The sequence below is a fragment of the Pseudomonas emilianonis genome, assembly GCF_023072625.1.
GTDB classification, from domain to species: Bacteria; Pseudomonadota; Gammaproteobacteria; order Pseudomonadales; family Pseudomonadaceae; genus Aquipseudomonas; species Aquipseudomonas paraveronii.
The window spans coordinates 1-13,603 of the sequence record NZ_JAKNRV010000013.1; the positions used below are offsets into that span (position 1 = coordinate 1).

General features: G+C 60.8%; 12 protein-coding genes and 2 pseudogenes. 8 read left to right on the forward strand and 6 right to left on the reverse strand.

Translation table 11 applies throughout. The features are described 5' to 3' along the window. From L9Z73_RS03135 to L9Z73_RS03155, 5 genes and pseudogenes are all read right to left on the reverse strand, one after another. The coding region (locus tag L9Z73_RS03135; RefSeq protein WP_247396237.1) for a CinA family protein at positions 1-311 on the reverse strand (311 nt) is incomplete at its 3' end. A gap of 81 nt (positions 312-392) precedes the next feature. Continuing rightward, positions 393-617 (reverse strand): annotated as a pseudogene (locus L9Z73_RS03140) (lysis protein); the annotation flags it as partial. A 48-nt stretch (positions 618-665) separates the two neighbouring features. Beyond that, positions 666-1,181: a hypothetical protein gene (locus L9Z73_RS03145; protein ID WP_247396239.1), complete on the reverse strand. Its 516-nt coding sequence runs from the start codon at positions 1,179-1,181 to the stop codon at positions 666-668. A gap of 20 nt (positions 1,182-1,201) precedes the next feature. Next, positions 1,202-1,546 (reverse strand): phage holin family protein, encoded by a 345-nt coding sequence (locus L9Z73_RS03150; protein WP_247396242.1) that lies wholly within the window; start codon positions 1,544-1,546, stop codon positions 1,202-1,204. Between the two features lie 595 nt (positions 1,547-2,141). Then, positions 2,142-2,876, reverse strand: coding sequence for a LexA family transcriptional regulator (locus L9Z73_RS03155; protein ID WP_247396245.1), 735 nt, complete (start codon positions 2,874-2,876; stop codon positions 2,142-2,144). A gap of 198 nt (positions 2,877-3,074) precedes the next feature. On the opposite strand from L9Z73_RS03155, the gene mutS reads away from it, so the two are divergent. Continuing rightward, on the forward strand, positions 3,075-5,666 hold the full coding sequence (gene mutS, locus L9Z73_RS03160) for a DNA mismatch repair protein MutS (protein WP_247396248.1): 2,592 nt from the start codon (positions 3,075-3,077) through the stop codon (positions 5,664-5,666). Positions 5,667-5,810: 144 nt separating this feature from the next. Then, on the forward strand, positions 5,811-6,134 hold the full coding sequence (gene fdxA, locus L9Z73_RS03165; protein WP_003222178.1) for a ferredoxin FdxA: 324 nt from the start codon (positions 5,811-5,813) through the stop codon (positions 6,132-6,134). A gap of 497 nt (positions 6,135-6,631) precedes the next feature. Here the strand turns inward: fdxA and apbC are convergent, their stop codons facing one another. Then, a complete protein-coding gene (gene apbC, locus L9Z73_RS03170) occupies positions 6,632-7,726 on the reverse strand; it encodes an iron-sulfur cluster carrier protein ApbC (RefSeq protein ID WP_247396250.1) in 1,095 nt (364 codons plus the stop codon). Positions 7,727-7,899: 173 nt separating this feature from the next. On the opposite strand from apbC, the gene metG reads away from it, so the two are divergent. The 6 genes and pseudogenes from metG to L9Z73_RS03200 all read left to right on the forward strand — a co-directional run bounded on the left by metG (position 7,900) and on the right by L9Z73_RS03200 (position 13,600). After that, positions 7,900-9,951: a methionine--tRNA ligase gene (gene metG, locus L9Z73_RS03175; RefSeq protein ID WP_247396254.1), complete on the forward strand. Its 2,052-nt coding sequence runs from the start codon at positions 7,900-7,902 to the stop codon at positions 9,949-9,951. Positions 9,952-10,054: 103 nt separating this feature from the next. Beyond that, entirely contained in the window at positions 10,055-10,627 is a 573-nt protein-coding gene (locus L9Z73_RS03180) for an Rnf-Nqr domain containing protein (RefSeq protein WP_247396257.1), read from the forward strand. Positions 10,628-10,644: 17 nt separating this feature from the next. After that, positions 10,645-11,016, forward strand: a pseudogene (gene rsxB, locus L9Z73_RS31380) (electron transport complex subunit RsxB); the annotation flags it as partial. 556 nt (positions 11,017-11,572) lie between these two features. Further along, entirely contained in the window at positions 11,573-12,532 is a 960-nt protein-coding gene (locus tag L9Z73_RS03190) for an RnfABCDGE type electron transport complex subunit D (protein WP_247396263.1), read from the forward strand. Beyond that, the gene (locus L9Z73_RS03195; protein WP_247396266.1) at positions 12,529-13,113 is read left to right on the forward strand and encodes an RnfABCDGE type electron transport complex subunit G; all 585 of its coding nucleotides are present in this window, start codon (positions 12,529-12,531) and stop codon (positions 13,111-13,113) included. The genes L9Z73_RS03190 and L9Z73_RS03195 overlap by 4 nt, the downstream gene beginning before the upstream one ends. After that, on the forward strand, positions 13,106-13,600 hold the full coding sequence (locus L9Z73_RS03200) for an Rnf-Nqr domain containing protein (RefSeq protein WP_247396268.1): 495 nt from the start codon (positions 13,106-13,108) through the stop codon (positions 13,598-13,600). The genes L9Z73_RS03195 and L9Z73_RS03200 overlap by 8 nt, the downstream gene beginning before the upstream one ends. The last annotated feature ends 3 nt before the right edge of the window (positions 13,601-13,603 follow it).

The window sequence follows — 13,603 nt, forward strand, 5'->3', positions numbered from 1 at the left end:
CACTTGCCGCTGACCGCCACGGCAAAGCGCGCCAGGCTTTTTTCCTGGGCGCCCCTGACCATGGCCTCGACCACCTCGCGGCTGACGGCCCCCACTTTTCCGAACAGTTCCTCCGGCACATCCAGTTGCCGAGTCTTCTGCCGGTTGGAATAGGTGACATATCCCGCTTCGAACCACGCCGAACTCCCGGGTATCCGCGTGATGGCTTCGGCGATGCCGCCACCGGTACACGACTCGGCAGTGGTGACATGGGCATTGAGCACCTGTAAACGTCGACCCAGTTCAGCGGCAAGTGGGGTGATTTCTTTCACAGTCGTCTCCTGGAGTGGGCGGGCGTTTGCCTACCCTACAGGAGCCCATCAGCCATGCAAGTTGCAGCGTGCCTCAAGACACTAACGCGCGATGGCCCGCACATACGCCTGGCAGGCACGCAAGGCGATCACGGCGTTATCACCGTCGTCGGTGATGGCGACAATTCGCTGAGCATGCGCCGGGTCAAGTCGGGCTCGCGGGGCTGCATGAGCTACGCCGCCGGTGGTGGTGTAGGCAGGCACTACAAGGCCACTGACGGGAGGCGCGTGTCGCTCTTCGAGCTGGACCTCCATTTCCGCCAGACGCTGGACGATCGGTTCCAGTTGCATGCGTAACAGCGCATCGAACATGGACTACTCCTGCAATGGTCGGTATTGGTCAGGATCGTCGATATTCGAGACTTCCCACGTGCAGGCAAACAGAGGTTTTCCGGTGGGATCTTCGAGTAACGGCGGGCCGAGGTAGATGTTTTGGGTGAAGGACACTGTCCAGGTGTCGTAGTCCGTTTCGGCACTGCCCTGTAGGGTCGGCGCCGCGACGATGGCGGTTGGCAGGTCGCACTGATCCGCCGGCAGGCCCCAGCGATTATCGAGGGCCAAATCCATCAATTGGCTGGCCAGGTCGCAGGCGTCGTAAGGCGCCGAACCGCTGGCAACCCTGGCCATGAGTGACACCGACAGTGCATGGGCCTTGCGCCCTTCAAGGGATCGAACGCCGGGGCCGTTGCGTTCCACAGTAATCAGCACGCCGGTTTTATCCCCGGCGCCCTGGAAGTCCTGGTGATTGCCCACGCGCAATTGTGGGAAGGCGCCCTTGAGCGCTTCACCAATTGCGATGGGCAGTTGGGAAGGTTTTTCGATAAATGTCATCAGTCGCGTCCTTGCAGCGGTTACTGCTGATCCGGGCGGGAGGGCGGGGCCTCGTTTACGCCAATGCGCTTGGCCGCCCAACGTTCATAAAGGCCGATGGCAACGTCCGCACCGGCCATGGCGGTCAGGCAACCGAGGGCGCCGGCAGTCCAGATCGACATACCGGCGGCGTACAACAGCATCAACGCCGAGACCCCGCACACCATGCACGCCCCAGACCGCAGCGCCAGGCGCCGGATCAGCGACCAACCACGGGCGCCCTCCTTGTCGGCGCGCCACATTTCGCCGGAAACTCCGCCGATCAGCGCCAGTACGATCACCAGCCAGATAGGCATTTCCGCTAACGCTTGCTGCTCGTTTGTCATGTCACGCCTCCTGGCTGAGCAATGCCGGCAGAATGCCGGTGTTCGGGTAAATCCATTTATAGGTAGGCATTCCAAAAAGCCCGGTTACCCGGGCTTTTCAGTAATGCGGCCCTCGATCTTTCGGCGCTACTGGCGCGGTACGGATCTTTCCTCAATGTTTTTCCGACCACGATCCCTGTCTGCCGGATAACTGCTTCTGGTGCTTTACGCTGCACACCCGGGTCAGTTGCCAACCCTCTGAACCGTTAAGGCCGGTTCATCGCTGCCTGTTCTTGTAAAACGGTGAAACTAAAGAGCGTCGGCATCCTTGCCGGTGTTGCTTGGCATCCCTGCCATCGCTTCGATGGCGTCCGTGCCGATGTTGCGTGCCTTCCTTGTCGTCCTTGGCAGCATCCTTGCCGCCTCCACCAGGCCTTGTTGGCCGGCTTGAGACAAAGAATATGCATGTATGCATATACAGTCAATGCACAAATGCATTTATTTTCAGCATGAAAATGCACTGATGCATTTAGAGCCTTGCTAGCAAAGGGTTTGATGCCTTTCAACAGACGAAAAAAAGCCCGCTCATTGGCGGGCTTCGTCTTACGCAAGAAGGTTAACGGGCGTACATGCCCCACCAGAAGACATGACCGAGGATGCTGATTTGTTCATCCTGGATGTCCTGGAAGCTGTAGTCCTCGTCCGGGTGTTCATCGCGGTTGAAACTGCGCAGGCGAATCCCGGAAGGCAAGCGATAGAGCTGTTTGACCCGCAACTGGCCATTGTGATTGATGGCGTACAAGTCGCCATCGACGATGTCGCCAATCGCGCTCTTGCCCGCATTCACCCCCACCGTCGCGCCATCACGCAGCACGGGCAACATGCTGTTGCCGCGCACTGTCACGCACTTGGCCTGGTCGAACTGCACGCCGTTATGTCGCAGGCTGCGCTTGCCGAACCGCAGGCTAGCTTTTTCGCTTTCCTCGATGACGAATCTTCCTGATCCAGCAGCCAATTCAACCTCACGCAAAAAGGGGATCGACACCTCGTCGTCATTCACGGGGGTGTCGTCATCCCACAGGCTTATGTCCTTGAGTTCCGAATGCGTCGGGTCGCGCCCGTCATCCCGCGAAACGCCCACCGCCGCGCGCCCGCGCAGTTGGTCGGTGCTGACGCGGAAGTACTCGGCGATGCGGGAGATGTGCTTGTCCGAGGGGTCAACGATCTTGCCGCTGAGTATCCGGGACAGCGTGGATTGAGGCACGCCGGTACGCCGGTGAAGCTCCGTGGGGGAGATCCGGTCGCGGTCCAGCAGCTCTCTTAAGACGATAGAAACGTTGCGTTTTTGCATAAAGCGGATAGTGACGACAGATTTCAGGCTTGGCAAATGCTAATTTGCATTGACTATGCATTTTTATGCATTTTCCGTGACTTTTGAGCGGGCCTGCGAACGGTCGACCTCGCGTGTTAACCTTGCCGCCATCGCAAAATCAGCTGGGCCAAGCGCCCCCTTTGCCCCACTCCTTTTAACGAATTCGCTAATTATCTGATGAGTAAAAACACTTCCGATCTGTCCAGCCACACCCCAATGATGCAGCAGTACTGGCGCCTGAAAAACCAGCACCCTGATCAGTTGATGTTCTATCGCATGGGCGATTTCTACGAGATCTTCTACGAAGACGCGAAGAAGGCCGCCAAGTTGCTGGACATCACCCTGACCGCGCGTGGGCAGTCGGCGGGGCAGTCGATTCCGATGTGTGGGATTCCTTACCATTCATTGGAAGGCTACCTCGTCAAGCTGGTGAAGCTGGGCGAGTCGGTGGTGATCTGCGAGCAGATCGGCGACCCGGCCACCAGCAAGGGGCCGGTGGAGCGTCAGGTGGTGCGCATTATTACGCCGGGGACGGTGAGTGATGAGGCGCTGCTGGATGAGCGTCGCGATAACCTGATCGCTGCGGTGCTCGGCGATGAGCGGCTGTTCGGCCTGGCGGTACTGGATATCACCAGTGGCAACTTCAGCGTGATGGAGACCAAAGGCTGGGAGAACCTGCTGGCGGAGCTGGAGCGTATCAATCCGGTGGAGCTGATGATCCCGGATGATTGGCCGAAGGACCTGCCGGCGGAACGTCGTCGTGGGACCAAGCGTCGCGCACCGTGGGATTTCGAGCGTGATTCGGCGCTGAAAAGCCTGTGCCAGCAGTTCTCCGTGCAGGACCTCAAGGGCTTCGGTTGCGAAACCCTGACCCTGGCCATCGGCGCCGCCGGCTGCCTGCTCAGCTATGCCAAGGAAACCCAGCGCACCGCCCTGCCGCACTTGCGCAGCCTGCGCCATGAGCGTCTGGACGACACCGTCGTGCTCGATGGCGCCAGCCGTCGCAACCTGGAACTGGACACCAACCTGGCCGGCGGGCGCGACAACACTCTGCAATCGGTGGTGGACCGTTGCCAGACCGCCATGGGCAGCCGCTTGCTGACCCGTTGGCTGAACCGCCCGCTGCGGGATTTGACAGTATTACAAGCGCGGCAGACGTCGATTACCTGCCTGCTGGACGGCTATCGCTTCGAAAAGCTGCAGCCGCAGTTGAAAGAAATCGGCGATATCGAGCGCATCCTGGCGCGGATCGGCCTGCGCAACGCGCGGCCCCGTGACTTGGCGCGTCTGCGTGATGCCTTGAGCGCCCTGCCGCAACTGCAAGTGGCGATGACCGAACTGGACACGCCACACCTGCAACAACTTTCGGTAACTGCCGGCACCTACCCGGACCTGGCGGCGCTGCTGGAAAAAGCCATCATCGACAACCCGCCGGCGATCATTCGTGACGGCGGCGTGCTCAAGACTGGTTATGACAGCGAACTGGATGAACTGCAGTCCCTGAGCGAGAACGCCGGGCAGTTCCTGATTGACCTGGAAGCCCGCGAAAAAGCGCGCACCGGCCTGGCCAACTTGAAGGTCGGTTACAACCGCGTGCATGGCTACTTCATCGAATTGCCGAGCAAGCAGGCCGAGCAGGCGCCCATCGACTATCAACGTCGTCAAACCCTAAAAGGTGCCGAGCGCTTCATCACCCCCGAGCTGAAAGCGTTCGAAGATAAGGCGCTGTCGGCCAAGAGCCGCGCCTTGGCGCGGGAGAAGATGCTGTATGAAGCGCTGCTCGAAGATTTGATCGGCCGCTTGGCGCCGTTGCAAGACACCGCCGCCGCACTGGCGGAACTGGATGTGCTGAGCAACCTGGCCGAACGTGCGCTGAACCTTGACTTGAACTGCCCGCGGTTTGTCAGCGAGCCGTGCATGCGCATCGTTCAGGGTCGCCACCCGGTGGTGGAGCAGGTATTGACCACGCCGTTCGTCGCCAACGACCTGTCGCTGGATGACGATACCCGCATGCTGGTGATCACCGGTCCGAACATGGGCGGTAAATCCACCTACATGCGCCAGACCGCACTTATCGTGTTGCTCGCACATATCGGCAGCTTTGTACCGGCGGCCAGTTGCGAGCTGTCCCTGGTGGATCGCATCTTCACGCGGATCGGTTCCAGCGATGACCTCGCCGGTGGCCGGTCGACCTTTATGGTGGAAATGAGCGAAACCGCGAACATCCTGCACAACGCCACCGAGCGCAGCCTGGTGCTGATGGACGAAGTGGGCCGCGGCACCAGCACCTTCGACGGCCTTTCCCTGGCCTGGGCGGCGGCCGAGCGCCTGGCGCACCTGCGCGCCTATACGCTGTTCGCCACCCATTATTTCGAACTGACCGTGCTGCCGGAAAGCGAGCCACTGGTGGCCAACGTGCATCTCAATGCCACCGAGCACAACGAGCGTATCGTGTTCCTGCACCATGTGTTGCCAGGGCCGGCCAGCCAGAGTTACGGCCTGGCCGTGGCGCAGTTGGCTGGTGTGCCGAACGACGTGATCACCCGCGCCCGCGAGCACCTCAGCCGCCTGGAGGCCACTGCCCTGCCCCACGAAACCGTGGTCACCAGCCCGAAGAAGGCCAGCAGCAAATCCAGCGCGCCACACCAGAGCGATATGTTTGCCAGCCTGCCCCATCCGGTGCTGGATGAGTTGGCAAAACTTGACCTGGACGACTTGACACCGCGAAAAGCGCTGGAAATGCTCTACACACTGAAGACACGGATCTAACGCAGACGCTTGCAAGCTGATATTATCTCGCGCGGTTTGGGATGCTGCGGGCTTTTTTAGCCTGGTCCGCAGACTATCGCTCTCAAACCTCGCGGGCCCCACCATAAGGGGTTTCGCTGCCGCCGCCTGAGGAGAAAATTAGAAATGACCTTCGTCGTCACCGACAACTGCATCAAGTGCAAATACACCGACTGCGTAGAAGTCTGTCCGGTGGACTGCTTCTACGAAGGCCCGAATTTCCTGGTCATCCACCCGGACGAGTGCATTGACTGCGCCCTGTGTGAACCTGAATGCCCGGCCGTCGCTATTTTCTCCGAGGACGAGGTCCCGGAAGATATGCAGGAATTTATCCAGTTGAACGTCGAACTGGCGGAAATCTGGCCGAACATCACGGAGAAGAAAGAGTCGCTGCCGGATGCGGAAGAGTGGGATGGTGTGAAAGGCAAGATCAAAGATCTCGAGCGCTGACAGCGCCGCTGTCCAATAAAAAGGCCCTTTGTGGGCCTTTTTTGCGTTATGGGGCAGGCATTTTACTTTTCTGCAGGCAAAAAAAGGGGCGGTATGACCCGCCCACATTTTTTCCCTAGTCCCTGTATTCCTTTTTCATCATCCTGATGAATCGCATCCTGCGACGTTCCTTCAAACCATCGTTCCTTGATGGCTGTGTCAATCCGTGGACACAGGGCAGATAGTAGCCAGTTCCCAGGGAAGTACAACGCAATCCAAACCGCCGCCTGCCGAGCAATCGCGCTCGAAAGCCAATAAATAATTGTTATATTTCAATTAATTAGAAATATAGCCAGACAATTCGAGACGTCCGGCAGCGCTAAAAAAACCAAACACTTACGTGAAAGTAAGCAAATGCTTACACGAGCAACTGTGTAAGAGCGCAGCAAGCAATGCCTGGCCGTTCTGCGGACAAGAAAAAGCCCCGACAAATTCGAGGCTTGTTTCCTACGACTGGCTCAGTCGTCGCTGACTGTAATTGTCGGCATGGCCGGAGCAGCCGCTTCCTGCAGCACAATCCGCGCGCCCACGTGACGCGCCAGCTCCTGATAAACCATGGCGATCTGGCCGTCTGGCTCGGCAGCCACTGTCGGTTTGCCGCCATCGGCCTGTTCACGAATCACCATTGCCAGCGGCAGCGAGGCGAGCAACTCGACGCCGTACTGGGTGGCCAGTTTCTCGCCGCCCCCCTCGCCGAACAGATGCTCGGCGTGGCCGCAGTTGGAGCAGATGTGTACCGCCATGTTTTCCACGACGCCCAGCACTGGAATGTTGACCTTACGGAACATTTCCACGCCTTTCTTCGCGTCCAGCAACGCCAGGTCCTGGGGGGTGGTGACGATCACCGCACCGGCCACCGGGACTTTTTGTGCCAGGGTCAGTTGGATATCACCAGTGCCTGGCGGCATGTCGATCACCAGGTAGTCCAAATCGCCCCAGGCGGTCTGGGTGACCAGTTGCAGCAAGGCGCCGGAGACCATCGGCCCACGCCATACCATCGGTGTGTTGTCGTCGGTCAGGAACGCCATCGACATCACTTCCACACCCAGCGACTCGATGGGCACGAACCACTTCTGGTCCTTGATTTTCGGGCGTGTGCCCTCGGCAATGCCGAACATCACGCCCTGGCTTGGGCCGTAGATATCCGCGTCGAGAATCCCCACGCGAGCGCCTTCGCGCGCCAGCGCCAGCGCCAGGTTGGCCGCCGTGGTGGATTTACCCACACCACCCTTGCCGGAGGCCACGGCCACCACATTTTTCACGTTAGCCAGACCGGGGATCTGCGCCTGGGCCTTGTGCGGGGCGATCACACATTGAATGTCGACCTTGGCCGAACCCACGCCGTCGAGGCCTTCGATGGCCATTTGCAGCATCTGCGCCCAGCCGCTCTTGAACAGGCCAGCGGCATAGCCCAGTTCCATCCGGACCGACACCTGGTCGCCCTGGACCTCGATGGCGCGTACACAGCCGGCGCTGACCGGGTCCTGGTTCAAATAGGGGTCGGTGTATTGGCGAAGAACGGCTTCCACCGCTGCGCGATTGACGGCGCTCATGGGCTACTCCCGAAAAAAGACTGACTGAAACAGGCGGCTATCCTACCCGTTCCAGCGGCTTAACGGCATGCTTTCGCAGGCCGGGAAGATTCTGAAACAGCGCCACGGGGTGAAATATATTTCCCGGCGCTTTATAGTGACCGACCTCCGTTTCATCAAGTAGCCGAGCCCCAATGTCCGAGCCACGCAAGATCCTCGTCACCAGCGCCCTGCCCTATGCCAATGGTTCGATCCATCTTGGCCATATGCTTGAGTACATCCAGACCGATATGTGGGTGCGCTTCCAGAAGCATCGCGGCAATCAATGCATCTATGTCTGCGCGGACGACGCCCACGGTTCGGCCATCATGTTGCGCGCCGAAAAGGAAGGCATCACCCCGGAACAACTGATCGCCAATGTGCAGGCTGAACACAGCGCCGACTTTGCCGAGTTCCTGGTGGACTTCGATAACTTCCACTCGACCCACGCCGACGAAAACCGTGAGCTGTCGAGTCAGATCTACCTGCGGTTGAAGGACGCCGGGCACATTGCCACGCGCTCGATCACCCAGTATTTCGACCCGGAAAAGAAAATGTTCCTGGCCGACCGCTTCATCAAGGGCACCTGCCCGAAATGCGGCACCGAGGACCAGTACGGCGACAACTGCGAAAAATGCGGTGCCACCTACGCACCCACCGACCTGAAGGACCCGAAGTCGGCGATCTCCGGCGCCACCCCGGTGCTCAAGGATTCCCAGCACTTCTTCTTCAAACTCCCGGATTTCCAGCAGATGCTGCAAACCTGGACGCGCAGCGGCACCCTGCAGGATGCCGTCGCCAACAAGATCGCCGAATGGCTGGATGCCGGGCTGCAACAGTGGGACATCTCCCGCGATGCGCCGTATTTCGGCTTTGAGATTCCAGGCGAGCCGGGCAAGTATTTTTATGTGTGGCTGGACGCCCCGATCGGCTACATGGCCAGCTTCAAGAACCTGTGCAACCGCACGCCGGAGCTGGACTTCGACGCGTTCTGGGGCAAGGACTCCACCGCCGAGCTGTACCATTTCATCGGCAAGGACATCGTCAACTTCCACGCCTTGTTCTGGCCGGCAATGCTCGAAGGTTCGGGCTACCGCAAGCCGACCGGCATCAACGTACACGGCTACCTGACCGTCAACGGCCAGAAGATGTCCAAGTCCCGTGGCACCTTTATCAAGGCGCGCACCTACCTGGATCACCTGTCGCCGGAATACCTGCGCTACTACTACGCATCCAAGCTGGGCCGTGGCGTCGACGATCTCGACCTGAACCTGGAAGACTTCGTACAGAAGGTCAACTCGGACCTCGTCGGCAAAGTCGTCAACATCGCCAGCCGTTGCGCCGGTTTCATCCATAAGGGCAACGCCGGTGTGCTGGTGGCCGAGAATGCCGCGCCGGACCTGACTGACGCGTTCCTGGCCGCCGCGCCAAGCATTGCCGAAGCCTATGAGGCCCGCGACTTTGCCCGCGCCATGCGCGAGATCATGGGCCTGGCCGACCGCGCCAACGCGTGGATCGCCGACAAGGCGCCGTGGTCGCTGAACAAGCAGGAAGGCAAGCAGGCGGAAGTCCAGGCCATCTGCGCCACCGGCGTCAACCTGTTCCGCCAGTTGGTGATCTTCCTCAAGCCGGTGCTGCCGTTGCTGGCTGCGGATGCCGAGGCGTTCCTCAACGTCGCGCCGCTGACCTGGAACGATCACGCCACCTTGCTCAGCAACCATCAGTTGAATGAGTTCAAGCCGCTGATGACCCGCATCGATCCGGTAAAAGTCCAGGCCATGAGCGACGCTTCGAAAGAAGACCTGGTCGCCAGCCCGACAGACACCGGCGAATCGACGCCGGCCGGCAACGGCGAACTGGTCAAGGAGCCGCTGTCCCCGGAGATCGAGTTCGACGCCTTTGCCGCCGTGGACCTGCGGGTTGCGCTGATCCTCAAGGCCGAAGCCGTGGAAGGTGCCGACAAGCTACTGCGCCTCACCCTCGACATCGGCGACGAGCAACGCAACGTGTTCTCCGGGATCAAGAGCGCTTATCCGGACCCGTCCAAGCTCAATGGTCGCCTGACCATGATGATCGCCAACCTCAAGCCACGGAAAATGAAGTTCGGTATTTCCGAAGGCATGGTGATGGCGGCAGGCCCCGGCGGCGAAGAAATCTACCTGCTGAGCCCTGACAGCGGCGCCAAGCCGGGTCAACGCATCAAGTAAGCCCTGCAAAACAGCCCTGTCGTCGCGGCGACAGGGCTTTTCAGCTAGTACCCCCTTCTCGCTTACCGGATAATCAGGCCCTGTTTGCTTAACCGGCATGCCCATGACCGATATGCTCCTCACCCTTGTCAGCGCCGCCCTGATCAACAACTTCGTGTTGCAGATGCCGTTGGCCGTCGACCCGATGTTGGCTGCGCACTCACGCTCGCGGGTGCATGCATTGGGGATTGCCACCACCGTGTTGATGGCAGTCAGCAGCATGCTGGGCTATCTGCTGGACCACTACCTGCTGCAGCCGCTGGCGATGACCGCCCTGCGACTGTTTGTGTTTTTACCGCTGACCGCGCTGCTGATCCGCCCGGTGCTCGGCTTGCTCACGCGCTTGCGCCCCACACTGCCGACGGAGGGGTTATGGCCACTCCTACTGGGCAACGCCGGGGTACTGGGCGTGGTGTTGCTGGGCATTGAAGACGACAAGGGTCTGGCACACATGGCGGCACTGAGCCTGGGCGCCGGGCTCGGCTTCTGGCTGGTGCTGAGCCTGTTCAGCGACTTGCGCCAGCGGATCGCCGACAACGACATTCCGCTGCCCTTCCGCGGCCTGCCGGTCGAACTGATCAGCGCCGGGCTGATGGCGGTGGCTTTTCTGGGTTTCAACGCAATGATCAAAGCATGAACCTGATTCAACGTATCGACGCGCTGCTCCCGCAAACCCAATGCGGCAAATGCGGGCACCCGGGCTGCAAGCCCTACGCCGAAGGCATTGCCCAAGGCGAAGCCATCAACAAGTGCCCGCCGGGAGGGCCGGAAACGATCGGCGCACTCGCGCAATTGCTGAACGTGCCGGTGCTGACGCTGGACGCCAGCCACGGCGAAGCGCCGCCACAGATTGCCTACATCCGCGAAGCCGAATGCATCGGTTGTACCAAATGCATCCAGGCGTGCCCGGTGGACGCGATTGTCGGCGCAGCCAAATTGATGCACACCGTGATCATCGACGAATGCACCGGTTGCGACCTGTGCGTCGCGCCCTGCCCGGTCGACTGCATCGAAATGCACCCGCTGGCGACGGTGCTGCCGATTGTCGGCGGCCTGGCGACCAACGACCACGAGCGCCGCGCGCGAGGCTTAAAGCGTGACCGCGCACGACGACGCTTTGAGCAACGAAACGCGCGCCTGCAACGAGAAGAAGAACACAAGCAGGCCGAACGCCTGGCCCGAGCCAAGCGTGCCGCGCCGGTGGCCGCCGTGCCGATCGATACCGCCCAGGCAGCCCAGGATGCCGCGATCAAGAAAGCCAAGATCAACATGGCGATGAGCCGTGCGCAGTTGCACAAATCCTTGAAGGCATTCGGGCATCCGCCCACCCTTGAACAGCAATCGCAATTGATCGTCCTGCAACGACAGTTCGAAGCCGCAGAGCAAGCACTAACCGCCCTGGAGGTGAACCTCGCGCCCGCAACACCGGCCCCCGATAGCAGCGCCGATCTCAAGCGCGCCAAGATCCAACTGGCAATGCGCCGCGCCGAATTGAAGAAAGCCCAGGATCAGAACGCCGATCCACAGCAACTGTCCGAGGCGCAAAACAAGCTCGACGCTGCACAGCGCCAGGTGGATGCCCATGGCCACGCTTGAGCCTCAGCAGGCCCTGCAACGGGTGTTGCTGGCGACGCTGCCGGGTGCGGTGGCGATGTTCTGGTTATACGGTTGGGGCGTGTTGATCAATCTGTTGCTGGCGGCGGGCTGCGCACTGTTGGTAGATGCGGGCGTGCAAAGCCTGCGAGGGCAGCGTGGCAGCGATCTGAGCAGCCTGGTCAGCGCCACCTTGCTCGCCCTGGCACTGCCGCCCTATTGCCCCTGGTGGCTGTGCGTGGCGGCCGTCGCCAGTGGGCTGCTGCTGGGCAAGCACCTGTATGGCGGCCATCGCAACCCTTTCAACCCGGCCATGGTCGGGTATGCGTTGATGCTGGTGGCCTTTCCGCAACTCATGACGCACTGGCCGGCCACCCACGGCCTGGACCTGCTGGCCGGCGTACAACAGATATTCGGCCTGCACCGCAACGCGCCCGATGCCTGGGCCCAGGCGACTGCACTGGATGCCCTGCGACTGAACAAGAGCCTGACCATCGATGAACTGTTCGCTCGCAGCCCGGCATTTGGGCATTTCGGCGGCAAGGGCAGCGAGTGGGTGAGCCTGGCGTTCCTGGCGGGCGGTCTGTGGCTGTTACGCCAGCGGGTATTCAGTTGGCACGCGCCCCTGGGCATGCTGGGCAGCCTCTTTGTGATCAGCTTGCTGTGCTGGAATGGCTCGGGCTCTGACTCCCACGGCTCGCCGCTGTTTCATCTGCTGACCGGCGCCACCGTTCTCGGTGCATTTTTTATCGTCACCGAGCCGGTCTCCGGCCCGAAAAGCCCCACGGCCCGGCTGCTGTTCGGGGCGGGCGTGGGCGTGCTGACATATCTGATTCGCACGTGGGGCGGTTACCCGGACGGTGCAGCCTTTGCGGTGCTGCTGATGAACCTGGCCGTGCCGGCACTGGAACGCCTGGTGGCAGCGAAACAGCCGGCGGTCAGCCGATGAAATCGAGCAGAGGTATGTTGCTGGCGTTGCTGATCGCCATCGGCGGCGGCACACTGATCCTGGCCCTTCAGCACCTGACCGCCGATCATGCCGCCCGCCAGGTTCAGGCGCTACAACGCCAGGCGCTGCGCGACCTGCTACCCGCCGACCGCTATGACAACCAACCACTGGATCATCCGCTGATCATCGCCCCACAGCCCCTGGCCGAGAGCCAACTGCAGGGTGGCTATCGGGTGACCCTGTCGGGCCAACCCAGCGCGGTACTGCTTCGTTTGACGACCAGTGGCTATGCTGGGCCGATCGAACTGCTGATCGCCATCGACCGCGACGGCAAGCTGCTGGGAATCAAAACCCTGGCGCAATCGGAAACCCCAAGCCTGGGCGGGCATATCAGCGAGCCCGGCAACCCTTGGCTGGCTTCATTCAAGGGGCGTTCGCGCACGGACATGCAAGGCTCGAACTTCGATCAAATAGCCGGTGCCACCCTCACCTCCCGAGCGGTGATCAGTGCCGTCCACGACGCTTTGCGCTATTTCGACGAGCACCGCTCATCCCTGCTGGAGCCCGCCCCCCATGACTAAAGCCGTTGGCCTGGCCAATGCATCGATGCTGGCGCCGTTGCTCGGGGTGACTGACACCCTGCCCAAAGCCCTGAGTTTCCTGGCGTTGTCGACGCTGATCGTGACGTTCTACGGCCTGACCATGCGCGCGCTGCGCTCACGCCTGAGCACGCCCCTGCGGTTGGGTGCCAGCCTGACGGTCGCCGCTACGCTGGTCAGCTGTGCGCAGTTATTGCTACAGGCATTTGCGCTACCGATGTATCAGCAGTTGGGCATCTACCTCGCACTGATCAGCGTGCAATGCGTCGTCCTGGAACATCAGGGTTTCTTTGAGGCGAGCCAACGCAAGGCGCAGCTACGGTTAGTCGGTCTGTTCGCCGCACTCATGATCATCCTGGGGTTATTACGCGCCACTGTCGCCACCCAATTGATGCCGGCCGGGTTTATCCTGCTCGGGTTATTGCTCGCGGGGTTGCAGGCCTGGGCCCATTTTTCACAATCACGCTGACCT

Bases quoted from the DNA above. Each gene is read 5' to 3' on its own strand.
- L9Z73_RS03145 (WP_247396239.1), bottom strand. From the start codon at position 1,181: ATGACATTTATCGAAAAACCTTCCCAACTGCCCATCGCAATTGGTGAA.
- L9Z73_RS03150 (WP_247396242.1), bottom strand. From the start codon at position 1,546: ATGACAAACGAGCAGCAAGCGTTAGCGGAAATGCCTATCTGGCTGGTG.
- L9Z73_RS03155 (WP_247396245.1), bottom strand. From the start codon at position 2,876: ATGCAAAAACGCAACGTTTCTATCGTCTTAAGAGAGCTGCTGGACCGC.
- mutS (WP_247396248.1), top strand. From the start codon at position 3,075: ATGAGTAAAAACACTTCCGATCTGTCCAGCCACACCCCAATGATGCAG.
- fdxA (WP_003222178.1), top strand. From the start codon at position 5,811: ATGACCTTCGTCGTCACCGACAACTGCATCAAGTGCAAATACACCGAC.
- apbC (WP_247396250.1), bottom strand. From the start codon at position 7,726: ATGAGCGCCGTCAATCGCGCAGCGGTGGAAGCCGTTCTTCGCCAATAC.
- metG (WP_247396254.1), top strand. From the start codon at position 7,900: ATGTCCGAGCCACGCAAGATCCTCGTCACCAGCGCCCTGCCCTATGCC.
- L9Z73_RS03180 (WP_247396257.1), top strand. From the start codon at position 10,055: ATGACCGATATGCTCCTCACCCTTGTCAGCGCCGCCCTGATCAACAAC.
- L9Z73_RS03190 (WP_247396263.1), top strand. From the start codon at position 11,573: ATGGCCACGCTTGAGCCTCAGCAGGCCCTGCAACGGGTGTTGCTGGCG.
- L9Z73_RS03195 (WP_247396266.1), top strand. From the start codon at position 12,529: ATGAAATCGAGCAGAGGTATGTTGCTGGCGTTGCTGATCGCCATCGGC.
- L9Z73_RS03200 (WP_247396268.1), top strand. From the start codon at position 13,106: ATGACTAAAGCCGTTGGCCTGGCCAATGCATCGATGCTGGCGCCGTTG.